The organism is Streptomyces sp. NPDC088817 (assembly GCF_044750345.1).
GTDB lineage: Bacteria > Actinomycetota > Actinomycetes > Streptomycetales > Streptomycetaceae > Streptomyces.
In genome coordinates, this window is the sequence record NZ_JBIVJN010000022.1 from 112,026 (window position 1) to 129,768 (window position 17,743).

19 protein-coding genes are annotated in these 17,743 nt (G+C 70.3%); 10 read left to right on the forward strand and 9 right to left on the reverse strand.

Annotated elements, in window-relative coordinates:
* Window positions 1-26: 26 nt before the first annotated feature.
* The 3 genes from ACIP4X_RS32185 to ACIP4X_RS32195 all read right to left on the reverse strand — a co-directional run bounded on the left by ACIP4X_RS32185 (window position 27) and on the right by ACIP4X_RS32195 (window position 4,078).
* Window positions 27-2,165, reverse strand: coding sequence for a hypothetical protein (locus ACIP4X_RS32185; RefSeq protein WP_391457133.1), 2,139 nt, complete (start codon window positions 2,163-2,165; stop codon window positions 27-29).
* A 430-nt stretch (window positions 2,166-2,595) separates the two neighbouring features.
* Entirely contained in the window at window positions 2,596-3,105 is a 510-nt protein-coding gene (locus ACIP4X_RS32190) for a hypothetical protein (RefSeq protein WP_391457131.1), read from the reverse strand.
* 445 nt (window positions 3,106-3,550) lie between these two features.
* Entirely contained in the window at window positions 3,551-4,078 is a 528-nt protein-coding gene (locus ACIP4X_RS32195) for a hypothetical protein (RefSeq protein WP_391457129.1), read from the reverse strand.
* 180 nt (window positions 4,079-4,258) lie between these two features.
* On the opposite strand from ACIP4X_RS32195, the gene ACIP4X_RS32200 reads away from it, so the two are divergent.
* Window positions 4,259-5,260, forward strand: a complete 1,002-nt coding sequence (locus tag ACIP4X_RS32200) for a helix-turn-helix transcriptional regulator (RefSeq protein WP_358737721.1) — start codon at window positions 4,259-4,261, stop codon at window positions 5,258-5,260.
* Between the two features lie 235 nt (window positions 5,261-5,495).
* Here the strand turns inward: ACIP4X_RS32200 and ACIP4X_RS32205 are convergent, their stop codons facing one another.
* Entirely contained in the window at window positions 5,496-5,702 is a 207-nt protein-coding gene (locus ACIP4X_RS32205; RefSeq protein ID WP_358737723.1) for a DUF397 domain-containing protein, read from the reverse strand.
* Complete coding sequence (locus ACIP4X_RS32210; RefSeq protein ID WP_391457127.1) at window positions 5,699-6,550, reverse strand: Scr1 family TA system antitoxin-like transcriptional regulator; 852 nt, start codon at window positions 6,548-6,550, stop codon at window positions 5,699-5,701. The genes ACIP4X_RS32205 and ACIP4X_RS32210 overlap by 4 nt, the downstream gene beginning before the upstream one ends.
* A gap of 158 nt (window positions 6,551-6,708) precedes the next feature.
* Here ACIP4X_RS32210 and ACIP4X_RS32215 point away from each other — a divergent pair, with 158 nt between their 5' ends.
* Window positions 6,709-7,176 (forward strand): ATP-binding protein, encoded by a 468-nt coding sequence (locus ACIP4X_RS32215; protein WP_391457125.1) that lies wholly within the window; start codon window positions 6,709-6,711, stop codon window positions 7,174-7,176.
* Window positions 7,177-7,188: 12 nt separating this feature from the next.
* Here ACIP4X_RS32215 and ACIP4X_RS32220 read toward each other — a convergent pair whose 3' ends face one another.
* Window positions 7,189-7,896 (reverse strand): FCD domain-containing protein, encoded by a 708-nt coding sequence (locus ACIP4X_RS32220; RefSeq protein WP_391457123.1) that lies wholly within the window; start codon window positions 7,894-7,896, stop codon window positions 7,189-7,191.
* 140 nt (window positions 7,897-8,036) lie between these two features.
* Here ACIP4X_RS32220 and ACIP4X_RS32225 point away from each other — a divergent pair, with 140 nt between their 5' ends.
* The 8 genes from ACIP4X_RS32225 to ACIP4X_RS32260 all read left to right on the forward strand — a co-directional run bounded on the left by ACIP4X_RS32225 (window position 8,037) and on the right by ACIP4X_RS32260 (window position 14,924).
* The gene (locus ACIP4X_RS32225) at window positions 8,037-9,086 is read left to right on the forward strand and encodes a Rieske 2Fe-2S domain-containing protein (protein ID WP_391457121.1); all 1,050 of its coding nucleotides are present in this window, start codon (window positions 8,037-8,039) and stop codon (window positions 9,084-9,086) included.
* Window positions 9,083-10,105, forward strand: coding sequence for a succinylglutamate desuccinylase/aspartoacylase family protein (locus ACIP4X_RS32230; RefSeq protein ID WP_391457119.1), 1,023 nt, complete (start codon window positions 9,083-9,085; stop codon window positions 10,103-10,105). Before ACIP4X_RS32225 ends, ACIP4X_RS32230 begins: the two co-directional genes overlap by 4 nt.
* A gap of 81 nt (window positions 10,106-10,186) precedes the next feature.
* Window positions 10,187-11,104, forward strand: a complete 918-nt coding sequence (locus tag ACIP4X_RS32235; RefSeq protein WP_391457117.1) for a transporter substrate-binding domain-containing protein — start codon at window positions 10,187-10,189, stop codon at window positions 11,102-11,104.
* A gap of 1 nt (window position 11,105) precedes the next feature.
* A complete protein-coding gene (locus ACIP4X_RS32240; protein ID WP_358737735.1) occupies window positions 11,106-12,044 on the forward strand; it encodes an amino acid ABC transporter permease in 939 nt (312 codons plus the stop codon).
* Window positions 12,041-12,829 carry an ATP-binding cassette domain-containing protein gene (locus ACIP4X_RS32245; RefSeq protein ID WP_391457114.1) on the forward strand — a complete coding sequence of 263 codons (789 nt, stop codon included), beginning with the start codon at window positions 12,041-12,043 and terminating at the stop codon, window positions 12,827-12,829. Before ACIP4X_RS32240 ends, ACIP4X_RS32245 begins: the two co-directional genes overlap by 4 nt.
* A gap of 69 nt (window positions 12,830-12,898) precedes the next feature.
* Entirely contained in the window at window positions 12,899-13,435 is a 537-nt protein-coding gene (locus ACIP4X_RS32250; RefSeq protein WP_358737739.1) for a hypothetical protein, read from the forward strand.
* Window positions 13,435-14,409 carry a PDR/VanB family oxidoreductase gene (locus ACIP4X_RS32255; RefSeq protein WP_358737741.1) on the forward strand — a complete coding sequence of 325 codons (975 nt, stop codon included), beginning with the start codon at window positions 13,435-13,437 and terminating at the stop codon, window positions 14,407-14,409. Before ACIP4X_RS32250 ends, ACIP4X_RS32255 begins: the two co-directional genes overlap by 1 nt.
* Before the next feature lie 176 nt (window positions 14,410-14,585).
* The gene (locus ACIP4X_RS32260) at window positions 14,586-14,924 is read left to right on the forward strand and encodes an anti-sigma factor antagonist (protein WP_391457111.1); all 339 of its coding nucleotides are present in this window, start codon (window positions 14,586-14,588) and stop codon (window positions 14,922-14,924) included.
* Window positions 14,925-14,948: 24 nt separating this feature from the next.
* Here the strand turns inward: ACIP4X_RS32260 and ACIP4X_RS32265 are convergent, their stop codons facing one another.
* From ACIP4X_RS32265 to ACIP4X_RS32275, 3 genes are all read right to left on the reverse strand, one after another.
* Window positions 14,949-15,401: a DUF5707 domain-containing protein gene (locus ACIP4X_RS32265; RefSeq protein ID WP_391457109.1), complete on the reverse strand. Its 453-nt coding sequence runs from the start codon at window positions 15,399-15,401 to the stop codon at window positions 14,949-14,951.
* Window positions 15,402-15,566: 165 nt separating this feature from the next.
* On the reverse strand, window positions 15,567-16,109 hold the full coding sequence (locus ACIP4X_RS32270) for a hypothetical protein (RefSeq protein ID WP_391457107.1): 543 nt from the start codon (window positions 16,107-16,109) through the stop codon (window positions 15,567-15,569).
* A 259-nt stretch (window positions 16,110-16,368) separates the two neighbouring features.
* Window positions 16,369-17,541 carry a SpoIIE family protein phosphatase gene (locus tag ACIP4X_RS32275; protein WP_391457430.1) on the reverse strand — a complete coding sequence of 391 codons (1,173 nt, stop codon included), beginning with the start codon at window positions 17,539-17,541 and terminating at the stop codon, window positions 16,369-16,371.
* Window positions 17,542-17,743: the final 202 nt, after the last annotated feature.

Genomic DNA, 17,743 nt, shown 5'->3' on the forward strand with positions numbered 1-17,743 from the left:
CGGCCGGGACCTGTGGGCTGCGCGCTTCAGCCTGCCGTGTTCTGCGCCGGCGGCTCGCTCACACCCGCGGGCACGCGGGTGCGGGGTGCGGGAACGGTGACCGGTCCGTGCTTCGCCGCCTTCGCGGCGGTGTGCGGCGCGGCGGCGGACGACGGCAGCCCGAGGGTGAGCGGCCGCCCCGTGGAGGCCGTCCAGCCGGACAGCGCGCCGGCGTACGCGGAGCCGAAGGCGCGGCCGGCCAGGGTGGTGCCGGCCGGCATGGTGGCGGTGACCGTCACGCCGTTCGGTGCCGACACCGTGACCGTGCCGCCGACGCGGTACGCCGTCACCTGTCCGTTGCGCAGGGCCGTCTGCCAGGCCGCGCGGCGCTGCAGCTCCGCGCCGATGTCCTTCATCCGCAGGTTCACCACGGGGGTGTCGTTCGCGAACAGCGCGTGGTAGCCGTCCAGTACGCCGTCCAGGACCGGGTAGGCGAGGCGGTCCTCGGCGAGGTTGGACTGGTGGATGAAGTGCGGCTTGGGGTCGCCCGCGAGCACGTGCCCGAGTGCGATGCGCGTCTCCAGCGGCACGATGTGGTCGGCGTAGCCGGTGGCGGGGTCCAGCGGGGTCGGCAGGCAGGTGGTGGTGGCCGGGTTGTCCTCGCAGATGCCGCTGCCGCCCTGGGCGCGACTGGTGTAGATCCAGTTGTACTCGTCGACCTGCTCGGCCGCCCGCCCGGCGTTGTAGAAGATGTTCATCGGGTAGCGGGAGACGGTGGTGGCGGCGCCCACCTTGCGCAGCACCGGGTCACGGGAGTTGTCCGAGGCGAGCCAGGAGACGCCGTTGTCGGCGAGCGCGGGCCCCAGGTTGGGGTTGTCGTCCGGCTGTTGCGGCAGCACCTTCAGACCGGAGTGCTCACCGGTGACCAACTCGTCGTTCTGCAGGGGCAGTCCGACGCTCTGCCCCCACACCCGGTTGGTGGCGATCTCGTCGGAGATGGCCTGGCGGCTGACCCATTTGACACTGCCGTTCGCGTTGGTCGCGCACCGCCAGGGCACCACGGTGACGTTCTGCTCGCAACCGAGGAAGGCGTGGGTGTAGGTGTGGTTGACCCAGCGGAACTTGCCGCGCTCGGCGATCAGCCGATCGGCCAGCGCGTCGGCCCCGTTGTGCTCCGCGCGCTGCTCGACGCTGCCGACGCCGTTGTAGACGAGGTCGAGGGTGAAGCCGTGGTCGCGCTGCCACGCGGTGGCGTGGTCGACGTCGGCCGGGGTCATGCGGATCGGGTCGGGCGTGCCCGCGCCGTTGGGGCAGTCGACATCGCCCGGCGTGCAGTCGAGCACGGTGTCCCAGCGGTCGTCGGCGGCGAACACGTCGTCGACGTGCACGGCGAAGTAGTTGCGGGAGGCGCCCAGATGCACCCCGCCGGTCATCCACTCGACGATGCCTCGGGCCAGCAGCCGGAACTGCTGCTGGTACTGGTTGTAGACGAAGGTGACGACCAACTCCCGCCGCCCGTCGTGCCGGTACTCGCCGACCAGCGAGCCGCGCGTCGACTCCCCGGGGATCGGCGCCTCGACGTACGGCGTGAAGTCCGCGCCGGGGGCCGGCTGCGAGAGATAGGCGTAACTCTCCGACACGGTGGGGGAGATGTCCTCGAAGGGCACGGCGCCGTTCAGGTAGCGGAAGGGGCCTGCCTTGCCGGCGGCCGTCACCTCCGCCCGGACGCCGTCGAGACTGCCGGAGTAGCCGACACCGGCGACCGGATACTGCAACCCCGCCTCGGGGCGGGCGTAGGTGTAGGCGTCGACCTGCGGAACGTCGTAGGTCCGCTCGTAGTCCGTGAGCGCCGCCATCTCGGGCGAGTTCGCCGGGAACGGGTTGTCGTTGGGCAGCACGACGGCCTGGTACTTGGCCCGCGGCCGGCCGTCCACCGTGTCCGCGAGGAACCCGGCGTTGATCACGGGTCTGCCGGACTGGTTCAGATCGATCTTCGTGTAGGGCGTCCCCGCGGTGTCCAGTTCGGCGGCGATCGCGTCGGTGGCCGGGCCGCCGTCGCTCACGATCAGCGTCCGCAGATCGACACGGGGCGGGCTGCTGTCGGCGTGCGCGGCCCCCGCGGGTAATCCGAGCGCGGCGACGAGCGCGCCTAAGGTGAGCGTGGTGGTGCGCATGGTCCGCTTCATGCGGAAGTCCTCCCCCCGGGCAGGGGTGAGCACAGCTCCCATGGAGCGGACGCACCCCCACGGTCGACGCCTGCCGTCCCCTCGAAGGCCGGTCGTCGACGCATCCGTCACGTCATATGGTGACTTCTTTGTGTGACTTTTGTGGTCGAATTGCGAGGCGTGACGGAAAAACGCAGGTGTCCACCTGAACGCACTCCGGTCGCGGACCGGTCCGCCGGGGCGCGCGATGACGCGCCGAGGCCGCGGTGCGCCGCACGGTCCGGCGGCTGACGTCCCAGGTCGGGGCCCGACACGGAGCACCGGCGGACCGGTCGGGTCCGCCGGTGGCCGTACGGTCGGCGACGCCCGCGCGGCCCGGCCGCTCATGCGGCCGAATCCAGTCACCGCGGGGGCGTCGTCCAGTCGTTTTGTTCGTTCCGTCGTCCTGCCGTCAGGAACAGACCACACGGGTCTCCGGCGTGTAGACGGGGCCGCCGGTGGCGTTCGTGCTGTCGCTGAACTCGGCGTAGTAGTACGAGTAGAAGCCGATGTTGCCGTTGCAGCCCGAGTCGGGAGCGATCTGCAGGGTCAGGGTGACGGTCCGGCTCTGACCGGGCGGAATGGTGGCGCCATAGTTGGCGCCGAGATTCGAGGGACCGGTACCGGAACAGGGGGTGCTGCCGGCCGCCGTCGCCAGCGTGCAGCCGGTGAAGCTGTACTTGAGGTCGGGGCGCTGGGTGGTCAGCCAGGTCGGGTCGATCGTCTGGTAGACGAACCAGACGTCGTACGTCCTGTTGTTCGTCATCGTCATGGACAGCTGGACGGTGCCGCCGGGCGTGGTGGTGGCGGTGTCGGTGGAGAACGTCAGCGAGGCAGGCTCGGCCTCCGCGCTCGCACTGGGAGCCAGCCCGAAGACGGCGAGAACGAACCCGAGGACGGCGGCGAGACCGAGACGTCTCATCAGAGGTGATCGCATGGCCCGGGAGGCTAGGCAGACGACAGGCGCCCCGTCTGCCCCCGGCGAACCGCCCGACATCCCGGCTGGCCGAAGGTACGGGGCCCGTGAAGACGCCATGGAGATGGCGTGCCGTCACCGACCCGAGGCGCGAACACGCACCGTATCGGCGCTGTAACGGACCGGCGCGACGGGCCGGTGCGAGCCCGGAATGCCGGAATCCGCCCAGCCGCACTTTGGCGCGTACGGCACCTTCCTCAGCCTGGACGCTCCACCCCTGGCCGCGGCACCAGACCGAGCCCACTGCCGACAGGCAGAGCCACCGGCGTCGAGGCGGGGTGGCAAAGCCTTGCCTGTACTGTGCCGCCTTGGCTACGACCTTGTCCGGATGGTGCGGTTCCCGGCCCTGTCCGCCGCGGCGGACAGGGCCGGGTGCCCGGGGACGGTCCTGTTACCCGTGCCAGACCTTCACGTAGCCCACGTTGTCGTTGTAGATGGTCGCCCCGAAGGAGACCGGCAGGGAGTAGGAATCCGCGTACGTGCCCGCGATGTTGGTCAAGCGGACCTTGTTGCACTGCCCCGAGCCCTTGATGGAGGACATGTGCTTCTTCCACCAGTCGTCAGGCGTAAAGCCGTAGCCCGCGGTGTCGCAGGTGCCGTAGGAGCCGTAGATGTTCGCGCTGGTGCCGCTGTAACCGGCGTCTGCGTACCACGTCATCAGGAGCGTGGAGCTGGAGGCCTGCAGGCGGTTGTAGGCGTCCGCGTCCGACTGTGTGGAGCACGCCTGACGGACCACCGACACACTGGTGTCGGTGGTGGTCTTCTTGCCCATCAGGTAGGCGCAGAAGGGCCCGCCCTTCGCGGGGCCGGGCGCCGGCGCGGCGGAGGCTGCCGGCGCCGTGAGGCCTGCTGCTGCGACCGTCAGGAGCGCACCCGCCATCGCGGCAGCAGCCCTGCCCGCCTTCGTCCGCTCAGTCATGTGAAACATCCTCTCGTCGTGGAACCGCTTCATGCCGGCACTGTCGGTGCCGCCACAAGGAAACGGTCCGGCGGGGATCGCATCCCCCCGCTGCGTTGAACTTGAGCATCCTTGACGCCAGCATGGCCAGCCAGGGTTTTTGGTTCTGCGTGAAAAGCCCAGGCCACAAGGGGGAAGAGAATGCTCCGGATCCACTTCACTGATGCCGATCTGAGCCGGACACGTATTGCGGCCGCACCCGATCCGTTATGGGAGATCTGCGCGAGCCTCCACCGTTTCCAGTCCCGCCAAGGACGTTGGGCCTACGCGGACTGGTATCACACCGTCCGCACCCGGCTGCATGCCACGGGGTTCAGCCACATCCTGCGCACCCTCTTGCTTCCACTGGTCCCGCGCGCCACCTACTTCCCCGATTTCCTCACCCCTCCCGAGGGCGTTGAAGGACTCGACGCCGGTCTCGAAGCCATCCTGAGCACGCCGCGATGCCGGGTCCTGCGCGAGGTGAGCATCCTCGACCGCACCAGCGGCGCCCCCACCTGGGCGCCCCGCCTGGCCGAGCCGGAGACACGCCAGGAACTGGTTCGAGCAATGCGCACCTACTACAACATCGTCATCGCCCCCTACGGCGACCACATCCAAGCCCGCATCGAAGCCGAGCGGTCCGCACATGCCCGCGCCGTACTCAGCCAGGGAACCGAAGGGATCCTCCAGAGCCTGGGGCCCAGCCTTCAATGGCGGCGCCCAGTCCTGCACACGGTCTATCCCGAGGATCGTGACCTGCGTCTCAATGGTCGCGGACTTCTCCTGGTCCCGTCCTACTTCTGCTGGGGAAACCCTGTGACCTTCGGCGACACGACGCTGGATCCCATCCTGCTCTACGGGCTCAAGCACGAGCCTCACCACTCCGCGCTTCCAGAAGGCTTCGGCTCCGGCGCGCCCCTGGCAGCCCTGCTTGGGCGCACCAGGGCCTCCGTCCTGCGTGCCGTCGCCGCAGGAGGCACCACCGGCGAACTCGCCCGTGCAGCAGGAGTCTCAGCGTCATCCGCCAGCCAGCACGCCACAGCCCTGCGGGACGCCGGCCTCATCGTCAGCCACCGACACGCCACATCCGTGCTGCACACCCTTACCCCGCTCGGAGCCGCACTCCTGCGTGCCAATACCCCGACGTCTCAACGACCGTGAGGACCCTGTTCGGGGCGTTGTTCGAATAGCACGGCGGTGAACTCGCCCGGCTCCGGCCCGCGCCATACGGCCCGCTCCCGGCGTACGGCGCGGCGTGCGGACCTTGCCTGCGTTGTGCGTCTTCACGGCCGCGCGGGCCTGGTGCAGGGGGATATGTGCGCCAGCTCGACGCCGGACAGCTCCGCCGCCTGCATCCGCACCGAAGTTGACCGTTGCGGGGCGCTGTCGTAAGTCGTCAGGCTTGGGCGGCGTATGAGACGAAGTCGTTCCACGCGGTGGGGGAGAGGGCGAGTTGGGGGCCTCGCCTGTCCTTGGAGTCGCGGACGCGGACGGTCTCGACGCGAGCTGATTCCTGCCAGGAGACGGCGACCTCCACGCAGTCGTCACCCTGCGAGCCGCTGTGGCTGCTCTTGAACCAGATCAGTTCTGACGTGCTGCTCATAGCGCTCCTCGCATTCGCTCCAACAGGCTCCGGGAGTCTGCGGGGGTGAGAGCCTGCGAACGCAGTTTCGCATAACGCTGGTTCAGGAGGCTTACCTCTTTCCGGTCTGAGATGAGACGGCCGTTCTCCTGCCCCTCCGAGTAGCCGAACCACTGATTCTCCGGCGTCTCCAGTAGCCGAATCGGTCCATCCAACCCTGCGTGCACGGGCTGCCACAACGGCATGACCTGCACCTCGATGTTCCAGCGCGGCTCGATGTCCTGTAGGCGATCCAGTTGCTCCCGCATGACCTCGGCACCACCCGTGCCCCTCCGCAGCACCGACTCCTCGATGATGAAGCTGAACGCGCACGGCGGCCTCCGTTGCGTCGACAGGAACTCCTGTCGTTGCATCCGGGCCGCGATCCGCGCGTTGAGCTCCTCCTCGTCGGGAATCGGCGGCACACTCAGCGACACCGCCCGCGCGTACGCCTCCGTCTGCAACAGGCCCGGTACGACCCGGCATTCGTACGTGGACAGGCTGATCGCCACCGCCTCCAGCCGTGCCCACTGCCGGAACCACGCCGCCAGTCCCGGCTGGCGAGCCAGATGGGCCGCGGCCTTCCGTAGCGCTCCCGTGTCGCCCAGGGCCTGTTCCGCTCGCTCCACGAAGAGCGGATCCGGCATGCGGCGGCCCAACTCCACCGATGCGACGGTGTGTTTGGAGAAGTGGACCAGATCGGCCAGCTCCGCCCTGCTGAGTCCTGCGTGCTCCCGCAACGCCTGGACGACCGCGCCGAACGTCCGCAGACTGTCAGAGCACTCGGGCTCGCCGCCCGTCCCCGCCCCCACCGTGCTGTCCGTCGCCATCGGCCACCTCCCGTGCACCCGCGCCCGCCGTACACATCGAACAACGAACGCGTTCACGGATAGTCACATGTACTGCCTGCGTCGTGAGCGTGTACGCCGGCGTGGCGTACGCGGTGTCCACCTGGTGAAAGGCCGTTCCGGGGCGCCAGATTGGGCCCATGACCGCACCATCCGCGCCTCAACGTCCGGTTACTGTAGGTACGTTCACCCAGTGCTTCAGCTCCACCCCGCTCGGCGCCCGCCTCGCCCGGCACCTCGCCCTCGTCCAACTGCACGCCTGGGGCGTCCCGCACGGCACCTCACTCTCCGACGCCGCCGCCACGATCGTCGGCGAGCTGGCCGCCAACGCCGTTACCCACGGCCGCGTACCGGGCCGTGACTTCGAGCTGTGCCTGACGCACACCCCCGGCGTCCTCTTGCGCATCGAGGTGTCCGACACCCGCGGTGAACGCCGGCCGCCCGCGCGCGAGGAGGCCACGGCCCCGGCGCCGCTCGACGAGACCGGCCGGGGCCTGTTCCTCGTCGACGCGCTCGCCGACCGGTGGGAGGTGCTGGACCGCGTGTCCCGGGGCGTGGCCCTGCCCGGCAAGACCGTCCGCGCCGAACTCGACCTGTCCTCCGTGTGAGGCGGCCCGACCTCAGCCAGGCTTCTCCGACTCCGGCCTCGGTACCAGTTCCAGGCCGCTGTCCGCGGGCAGGGTCTGCCGGTAGCCGGTGTACATGTGCTCGGTCGCCAGGCGGGCCAGGCGGTCACCGTCCGCCGCGCGGGCGGCCTCCAGGAGAGCGCGGTGCTCGCTCACCATCACCGGGACGCTGCCCGGCTCGTGGACGTAGGAGCGGGTGATGCGGCGGTTGACCGGGTGGTCCCAGAGGGTGTCGATCATGCGCAGGAGCAGCGCGTTGTCGCAGGGCTCGATCAGCAGCCGGTGGAAGGACCGGTTGAGTTCGAACTGCGCGGCCGCGTCGGCCGGATCGGTGGCCGCCATCTCCTCGATCACCGCCGCGAGCCGGGCCAGCCGGGCCCGGTCGTGCCGGCCGCAGGCCAGGCGCAGGGCCAGCGTCTCCAGCGACTGCCGCACCTGGTAGACCTCGGCGATGTCCTTGGGCTGGAGGGCGTTGACGATGTAGCCGCTGCCCGGCAGCCAGGTGACCAGTCCCTCGTGGGCCAGGCGGTTCAGCGCGTCCCGTACCGGGGTGCGGGACACGCCCAGCCGCTCCGCGACCTGTTCCTGCACCAGGGTGGCGTCGGCCTCCAGGCTGCCGGAGACGATCTCGTCGCGGAGTCGCTCGTACACCCGGACGCCCAACGGCCTGGTGTCCCTGGGGTCGCTCCGCAAAGGCTGCACGTCTGCTCTCCGTCCCTGAGGGCCGTTCCCGCGCGATTCTCGGTGTCCGCTCCGCCGAAGAATTCCACCTCGCGCGGACCGTTGTCTTCCTTGAACTCACTGTATACGGTGTGCGCACTGCATCCAGAGGAGGTCTGGCCGTGTTCGTTCTGAACACCTGGTATGTCGCTGCCTGGTCCACGGAAGTCAACCGCGAGCCCGTGCGCAGGGTCGTCTGCAAGCAACCCCTCGTGCTCTACCGCACCCAGGACGGCGCCGCGGTGGCCCTCGCCGACCGCTGTGCCCACCGCGCCTACCCGCTGTCCGCCGGCCGCACCGTGGGGGACTCCGTCGAGTGCGGCTACCACGGCTTCGCCTACGGGCCCGACGGCGTGTGCACCCGCGTCCCCGCGCAGGCCGCCATCCCCGCCCGGGCCCGCGTACGCCGCTACCCGGTCGTGGAGAAGGACGGCTGGATCTGGGTGTGGACCGGTGACGAGGACCTCGCCGACGAGAGCCTGGTCCCCGACACGCACTGGATGAACGACCCCGCGTGGGCGACGGTCACCCACACGATGCTCTTCGAGTGCCGCCACGACCTCATCCACGACAACCTGCTCGACCTCACCCACGAAACGTTCCTGCACAAGACGACCGTCGGCGACGACTACATCCCCGAGTACGGCATCACCGTCGAGGTGGACGGCACCGTCGTGACCGTGGACCGCTTCATGCCCGGTGTCGAGGCGCCGCCGCTGTACGCGCGGACCATGGGCACCGAGGGCCTGTACGACCGGTTCCACGCCACCGAGTTCCACATCCCGGGCTACCACGTGCTGCACTCCGGCATCACGGCCCAGGGGCGCCCGCGCGAGGAGGGCCACCTCATCAAGGTGCTCAACGGGATCACCCCGGTCGACGAGCGGACCACCTGGTACTACTACGCCTTCAGCCGCAACTTCGCGGTCGACGCCGAGTGGGCCACCAAGGAACTGGAGGTCGGCCTGGAGACCGTGCTGCGCGAGGACGCCGACGCGCTGCGGGAGCAGGAGATCGGGATGCGGGAGCGCCCCGACGGCGAGCACGACGTGCTCATCGGGCAGGACGCCGGTGTCGCCAAGGCCCGCCGCATCCTGGGCCGGCTGCTCGCCGCCGAGCAGGCCGCAGGCCCGGGCGCCGACCGGGCGGCCGACCGGACCGTGAGGGCGTGACGACCGTGGCACGGCTGTACGGCATCGACCTCGACGCGCCGGGGCGCCAGATCGGCGCCCTCCACCTCACCCACTCGGACAACCGGCACGACAACGGCGTCGTCCCGGTCCCGGTCGCGGTGCTCTCCGGCGCGCCCGGCCCGACGGCCCTGCTCGTCGCCGGTACCCATGGCGACGAGTACGAGGGGCAGGTGGTCCTGCACCGCCTGCTGCGCGAGACCGATCCCGGGCGGCTGACCGGCCGGCTCATCGTCCTGCCGGCGCTGAACCTGCCCGCGGTCCGTACCGCGTCCCGGGTCTCCCCGCTCGACGGCGGGAACCTCAACCGCAGTTATCCCGGGAACGGGACGGGCGGTCCCACCGACCAGCTCGCCCACGCCCTGGTCGGCGAACTCCTGCCGCACGCCGACCTTGCGATGGACCTGCACTCCGGCGGTTCGACCAGCCACTACCTCCCGTCGGCGTTCGTCTACGAGGGCCCCGACCCCGAGGCCTGGCAGGCCAAGCTGCGGCTGACGGAACGGATGGGACTGCCGTGGACGATGGCCGTCCCCGCGCGGTTCGAGCCCGGCTCGCTCTCCACCGCGGCCGACGACGCCGGGGTCGCGATGATCTCCACCGAGCTCGGGGGCGGCGGTGAGGTCAACCCCGCGTTCGTGTCCGACGCGGTCCACGGACTGCGCCGGGTGCTGGCGGGAGCCGGCATCCTCCCGGCGGAGCCGGACACCCCGCCCGCCCCGCCGACCCGCTGGATCGACCTGCACCCCGACAGCGCCGTGTACACCCCTGTCCGGGGGCTCTTCGAGCCGATCGCCCGCCTCGGCCAGGAGGTCGAGGAGGGAGACCTCATCGGCCGGGTCCACCCCGTGGAGGAACTCGCCCGCCCCTCCGTCCCCGTCCTCGCCCACCGTGCCGGCATCGTCGCCGTCGTCCGCCGCCCACCGCTCGTCGACCTGGGCGACGCCCTCTACCACCTGGCCGCCGACCGCCCCGGCACCGCCGTTCCGGACGCCCGCTGACCGTCCGGGGCCGCCGCTCCGACCCTTCCCGCTGACGCACCACCCACCCCTGTCCTGCCCTCCCTCAAAAAGGACGATCCCGTGCGCCATCCGATACGACTCCCCGTTCTCGCCGCGGCCCTCGCGCTGGCCGTCGCGGGCTGCACCAACGCATCCGCCGGAAGTGATTCCGCCGCCCCGGGACCGTCCGGCCCGGCATCCGACGGGCCCGCCGCCGCGGCGGAGGTGGACGCCGCGGCCGCCGCCCTGCTCCCCGCCGACGTCAAGTCCAAGGGCGTGCTCGCGGTGGCGAGCGACGCGTCCTACCGGCCGTTCGAGTACTTCGACACCGACAACAAGACGATGATCGGCTTCGACATCGACCTGACCGACGCCCTCGGCGCCAGGCTGGGCCTGAAGACCGCCCACGTCAACGCCGGATTCGACGGAATCCTGCCCGGCCTGGCCGCCCGTAAGTTCGACGTCGGTGCCTCCGCCTTCTCCATCACCCCCGAACGGTCCAAGACCGTGGACTTCGTGCCCTACCTCAACGGCGGATCCGGTATCGCGGTCAAAACGGGCAACCCGCTGGGACTCAAGATGGATCCGGCGGTGCTGTGCGGGCGCACCATCTCCGCTCAGAAGGGCAGCCTCCAGGGCCTCGAACAGCTCCCCGCGATCTCCAAGAAGTGCACCGGCGCCGGCAAGGCTCCCGTCAAGGTCGACCTGTTCCCCTCGCAGGACGGCGCCAACCTGGCGGTCGTCAGCGGCCGGGTCGACGCGGTCATGGCCGACTCGGTCTCGCTCGCACTGCAGGCCAAGGCGTCCAACGGCCAGTTCGAGCTCGCACCCGGCACCGACTACGAGCCGACCCCCACCGGCGTCGCCCTGCTCAAGGGCTCCCCACTCAAGCCGGCTCTGGACGCGGCCATGAAGACCCTCCTGAACGACGGCACCATGGAGTCGCTCATGAAGAAGTGGGACATCCCGGCCGGCCTGCTCCTGAACTCCGGGAGCTGACATGGCTACCCTGCCGGCCCCTTCAGCAGTGGACATCGACGAGGTGTCCGACTCCGACCTGACCGTCGTCCCCAAACGGCATCCGGTCCGCTGGCTGACGGCGGCCGTACTGCTGCTGATCGGCGCGGCGACCCTGCGGTCGGTGTTCACCAACCCCCGCTTCGGCTGGGACGTCGTCGACACCTACCTGCGGGACGTGTCCATCGGCAGCGGACTGGCCGTCACCCTGGAACTCACCGCGATCTGCATGGTCCTCGGCGTCGTCCTGGGCGTCGTGCTCGCGGTGATGCGCCTGTCGGTCAACCCCGTCGTGCGGTCCGCCGCGTTCCTGTACGTCTCGTTCTTCCGCGGTACGCCCGTACTGGTGCAACTGCTGTTCTGGTACAACCTGGCGGCGCTGTACCCCACGCTCAGCTTCGGCATCCCGGGCCTGTCCCTTGACGCCAACAGGCTGATCACCCCGCTGGTCGCGGCCATCCTCGGTCTCGGCCTGAACGAGGCCGCCTACATGTCGGAGATCGTCCGGGCCGGCATCATGTCCGTCGACCACGGTCAGGCCGAGGCCGCAGGAGCGCTGGGCCTGACCCGGACCCAGACCATGCGCCGGGTCATCCTGCCGCAGGCCATGCGGGTGATCATCCCGCCGACCGGCAACGAGACCATCGGCATGCTCAAGACCACCGCCCTGGTGAGCGTCCTGGCCGTGCCCGACCTGCTCTACTCCGCGCAGATCCTGTACTCGCGCAACTTCCAGACCATCCCGCTGCTCATCGTCGCCAGCATCTGGTACATGGTCGTCACCAGCGTCCTCACGATCGGTCAGTTCTACATCGAGCGCCGGTTCGCGCGCGGCAACCGCACACTGCCCCCGACCCCGCTCCAGCGGCTGCGGCAGCTCCTGCGCACCCACGCCCCGATCGCCACCGGGAGGCAGTCATGACCACCGGCAGTGCCACGGCGGAACCGGCCCCGATGGTCCGGGCCGAGAAGGTCCGCAAACACTTCGGGCGCCTTGAGGTCCTCAAGGGCGTCGACCTGGAGGTCCGACGGGGCGAGGTGGTCTGCCTCATCGGCCCCTCCGGCTCGGGCAAGAGCACCTTCCTGCGCTGCATCAACCATCTGGAGACCGTCGACGGCGGACGGATGTGGGTGGACGGCGAGGTGATGGGCTACGAGCAGCGCGGGACCAGGCTGCACGAGCTCGGCGACAAGGAGATCTGCCGCCGGCGCACCCGGATCGGCATGGTGTTCCAGCACTTCAACCTCTTCCCGCACATGACCGTGCTGGAGAACCTCGTCGAGGCGCCCCGGCGGGCGCTGAAGGAGCCCAGGGCGGCCGTGACCGAGCGGGCGCTGGACCTGCTCGACCAGGTGGGTCTCAAGGACAAGGCCCAGGCCTACCCCCGTCACCTGTCCGGCGGACAGCAGCAGCGCGTGGCCATCGCCAGGGCACTGTGCATGCGTCCCAAGCTGATGCTGTTCGACGAGCCGACCTCGGCCCTGGACCCCGAACTCGTCGGCGACGTGCTCAAGGTGATGCGGGACCTGGCCGCGTCCGGCATGACCATGATCGTGGTCACCCACGAGATGGGCTTCGCCCGCGAGGTCGCCGACCGGGTGGTCTTCTTCGACGGCGGCCAGGTCGTCGAGACCGGTCCCGCCCGGCAGGTCATCACCGAGCCCCGGCACGAGCGGACCAAGGCCTTCCTGGCCGCCGTGCGGTGAGCGCCCCTGGCACCCACCCTTGAGGAAACCCCCTCGAGTTCCCCGAGTGACGACGAAGGAGGACGACCGATGAGACTCCTGCTCCGCGCCAACGCCCACCGGCAGGTGGACGGCGGCTGCCGGGAGGTCGCGGCCGCACCGGACACGCCCCGCCGTGAGACCTGGCAGTGGCAGGTACGGCTGCTCGCCCAAGGGCACGGCCCCACCACCGCCCCACTGCCCGGCGCACGGCGGGTCACCGAAACCCTGCCCGACGGAGCGGTGTTGGAGGTGGCGGCCGACCCCGCCGCGGTCACCGCCCGCGTGGAGGTCCTCGACCCCGGCGCCGGCACGACCGTGGACCGTGCCGAGGACGACGTGCTGGTCCTGGTCTCCACCGGGGGACGGCTGCTGGTGGAGGGACGGCACCTGCTGGCGGACGCCGACGCGATGGTGCTGGCGGGGGACGACCCCCTGCACGTGGACGTCCGGCACCCGGACGGCCCAGTCTCCTGCGACGGCCCAGTCTCCTGCGACGACCAAGTCTCCTGCGGCGCCCCGGACGCCCGGGTCGCCGTGGTCCGCCTCGGCTCCGCCCGGGGCCGCACCCTGAGCTGGGTGCCCTGATGGCGGCGGCACCCGTCACGGACGGGGAGCAGCGGCTGCGGCTGCGTGTGTCCGCCCTGGTGTGGGAGGCCGAGGGCGTGGTCTCCGTGCGCCTGCGGCGGTCCGACGGCGGCGAGTTGCCGCCCTGGGAGCCGGGCGCGCATGTCGACCTGCACCTGCCCGGGGACCTCACCCGGCAGTACTCGCTCAACGGATCGCCCGAGGACCGGTCCCTCTGGCAGGTCTCCGTGCTCAGGGAACCGGCGTCCCGCGGCGGCTCCCTGGCTGTGCACGAGACTCTCCGCCCGGGCCAGGAGGTCGAGGTGACCGGGCCGCGCAACCGGTTCCGGCTGGTCGACGCCCCCGAGTACCTCTTCGTCGCCGGAGGCATCGGCATCACCCCGCTGCTGCCGATGCTGGACCGGGCCACCGCCGCCGGCGCCCGCTGGACGCTGCTGTACGGCGGACGGACGCGAGCCGGCATGGCGTTCCTGCCGCGGCTCGCCTCCTACGGCGAACGGGTGCTGGTGCGCCCGCAGGACGAGTACGGCCTGCTCGACCTGGAGCCCTTCCTCGGCACACCGGGGGAGGGGACGGCGATCTACTGCTGCGGCCCCGAGCCCCTGCTCACCGCAGTCGAGCGGCTCTGCGCCCCGTTGCCCCCGGGCACCCTGCACACCGAGCGGTTCGCCGCGGCACCCCGGGAGGCCGCCGCCACGGACGCCGACGGGGAGTTCGAGGTGGTGCTCCAGCGCACCGGCCGCAGCGTCACCGTGCCCGCCGGCACAACGATCCTCCAGGCGCTGGAGGAGCAGGGGATCGACGCCGCGAACTCCTGCCGGGAGGGCATCTGCGGCACCTGCGAGACCAAGGTCGTCGAGGGGGTGCCCGACCACCGGGACAGCCTCCTGTCCCCGGAGGAGCGCGCCGCCAACGACACCATGATGATCTGCGTCGGCCGCGCCCGCTGCCCCCGGCTGGTGCTGGACCTCTGACCACCGGACCGCGCCCGGGCACGGCCCCGGCGCGGTCCGGCCGTACGCGTGTGCACGTGTACCCGGACAACGGGACCCGGGGCGAAGCCATGGCCAATCGTTCGCGCATATGCAGAACGCGCGTGCGCCAGGCACTGCCCGCAACCTCTACCCAAGGTTGTGCCGTTGAGCGAGGCATGCACCCCGAATTCCGCATCCGTCACCACGACGAGAACGACTGGACCGTCATCGAGATCCGCGGGGAGGTCGACGTGCACACCGTGCCCCGCATCCGGGAGGACCTGGGCAAGAGGATCCAGGCGGGCCGCCACCGACTCATCGTCGACCTGACGGACACGACCTTCATGGACTCGACCGGCCTCGGCCTCCTCGTCGGCATCCACAAACGCATCCATGCCCGCGCCGGCGCCCTGAGACTGGTCATCATCGACCCCGACATCCGCCAGATCTTCACCATCACGAGCCTCGACCAGATCTTCCCGATCTACGGCTCCGCACAGGCCGCGCTGGCGTGACAGGGCGCACGAGCGGTCCTACGGTCAACGCACGGTGAACTCGGCCGCCTTGGTGTCCAGGGTCGTGGTGCCGTCCTTCGCGGTGGCCAGGACGGCGACGTGCCAGGTGCCGTGAGGCGACGACTTGGCGTCGGCGCCGGTGACCTTGGCGGTGTAGGTGCAGCGCACGGTGTCCTGGCCGGCGGGCTTGCAGACGGCCGTCTCCGCGGCGGCCATGTCCTTGGCGGTCAGCCCCTTCTCGGCGAAGGACGAGTGCTGCGGCCAGGCCAGCACCTTCACGCTCTTGACACCGGAGGACGCCGTGACGTCGGTGACGAAGACCAGCGAGCCGTCGCGGTCCCCCTCGGGAGCGGAGTAGCGGGCGGTGCTGTGCGCCGGCGCCGGGGTCTGCTCCCCGGCCTGGGCGAGAGCGAAGGCACCGGCGCCACCGAGGAGAACGACACCGGCGACCACGGACAGAGCAACACGTCGGGACATGGGAATCTCCATACTTGTCTCAACCCTGGATCGGGCCTGCGCCACTCGGCTGCGGCGCTGCACCGATACTCGCCGCGAGGGGATCCGCCGGACATGAGCGCGCATACTCAAGCCGAGCTGGGTAAAGGGCTCAGCCCGGGGCAGGTGTTCGACGTCAGCCGATCATCACGTGTGTCCGACTGCTTCAGAGCCTCCAGGTGACGCATCGTGGGGTTCGTCTTCCGGCCTGTGCGCAACTGCCGGACATGGGTCGCACTGATCGTCTTCTCGCCTGCGGCGATATTGATCGCGGTCGCGACTGTGCTTGCTCTCGCGAGCGGGCCCGGCCGAGGCCACCAGGCGCCGGAAGAGCAGCACCGTCATGACGTACTGGGCCGCCGTGCCGATGATCATGGACAGCCACACGCCGTGGACGTCGAGAGCCGGCACGGAACTCAGCGTGTAGGCGAACGGCAGTTGGACGCACGCGCCGAGCACGGTGACCCAGAACAGGGATCGTGTCCTGCTGCCGCCCATGAAGACGCCGCCCGGCCCCACCACTCCGGCGAGCAGGACGAGGTACGGCAGGAGATACCACAAGAGGACTTCACCTGAGTCGACGACTGCCGAGGCATCGCTGAAGAAACCCATGATCACTCTTCCGCCCAGCGCGAGGACGAGTCCGGCGCCGGCACCTGCCACCGAGGCGAGCAACAGGCGAGAGGTCATCCGCGAGCGGCTCGACGGCGGCTCTGCAAGGACACACGCGGTGTGAACTGCGCGGATGAGTTTTCGGCACACGCAGGGCTGGGCAGCACAGCCCAAGTGGGACGGTTCTCCGGACACCTCGTGATGTCTCATTCGGGCAGGTCTCCGGAGCCGCCCGCAGCAGCTGGGCAATGTGAGGACTCAGGCTTGCAGAAAAGGCGAGGCGCGAGAGCTACTCACCGGCCGTCTGGCGCCGTCCAGGAGAGCGCCCTGGTCACGGCTACTGCGTTGCGCGGCCGGCTGAGGCTTGCTGAGTGTCCGCGCCGGAGCTGACGTGCCGCCGGGTCTGCTGAGGGCCGTACCAGTCCAGGCACATCACGGTGGCATCGTCCTCCAGCCGGCCGCCGGCGGCGTCCAGGACTGCGGACGTCAGCGTCAGCGCCGTCTCCCGCGGGTGCAGGTCCCGGGTGCGCTCCAGCAGGGCGAGCAGGTCGACCTTCTCCCCATGACGTTCGAGCATGCCGTCGGTCAGCATGAGCAGACGGTCACCGGGGCGCAGGTCGATGTCCTGAACACGGTAGGGGTGGGGCACGGACACGGACAGCCCGAAGGGATGGTCCACCTCGCAGGTGATCGCCTCCGCGGCCCCCTCGCGCATGCGCAGGGGCCAGGGGTGGCCGGCGTTGACGAGCCGGGCCTGCCCGGTGTGGAGGTTGATGCGCAGCAGTTGCCCGGTGGCGTGACCGTGGCCGTGGGCGGCCAGGGCCTGGTCGGCCTCGTGGGCCTGCTCGGCCAGGCCGGCTCCGGCGCGACGGGCGCCGCGCAGGGCGCCCACCAGCACCGTGGCGGCCAGGGCGGCGTCGATGTCGTGGCCCATGGGGTCGGTCACCGACACGTGCAGGGTGTCGCGGTCCAGGGTGTAGTCGAAGGTGTCGCCGCTGAGGTCTTCGGAGGGCTCCAGGTTCCCGCACAGGGTGAACTGTGCGGCCTCGCACGACAGTGCCGGGGGCAGCAGCTGGTACTGGATTTCAGCTGCCAGCGTGGGGGGCCTTGAGCGTTTGCCCCAGGTGTAGAGGTCGGTGAAGCGCCCGTTGGCGATCACGACGTAGGCCAGGATGTGGGCGGCTTCCCCGACCGCATCAAGGACGTCGTCGCCGGGGTCGGCGGGCAGGAGCAGCTCCAGCAGTCCGATTGCGTCCCCCCGGTTGGTGACCGGCACGATCACCCGCTGTCCCTGGCTGGTCGCCTCCTGATACAGCCGCTGGGTACGGATCACCTGCTCGTAGACGCCGCCGAACATGGGGATCCGCTCCGCTTCCCGCCCGCCCTCCACGCCGACGGCGGTAGACAGCCGCGCCACCGCTTTCCCCGTCAGGTCCACGATGAGGAAGGAGATCTTCGTGGCCTCGAAACGCCGCCGCAGGTCCTCTGCGACCACGTCGACGGCGTCCACCGGCGCCGCCCTCTCCGCTGCGGTCAGCAGCCGGGGAAGTCCACTCTGCCTACCGCTCACGACCACGGCCCCTTCCACCAGCCCCTTCTACAGCTTGAGAACCGCCACGGCGGGCGTCAATCTGTGCGTGGTCACGGTAAGTGACGGCGGTCAAGCTATGCGTTCGCGGAGATGAATCAGCCCCGGCGTCCGCCGACACCGT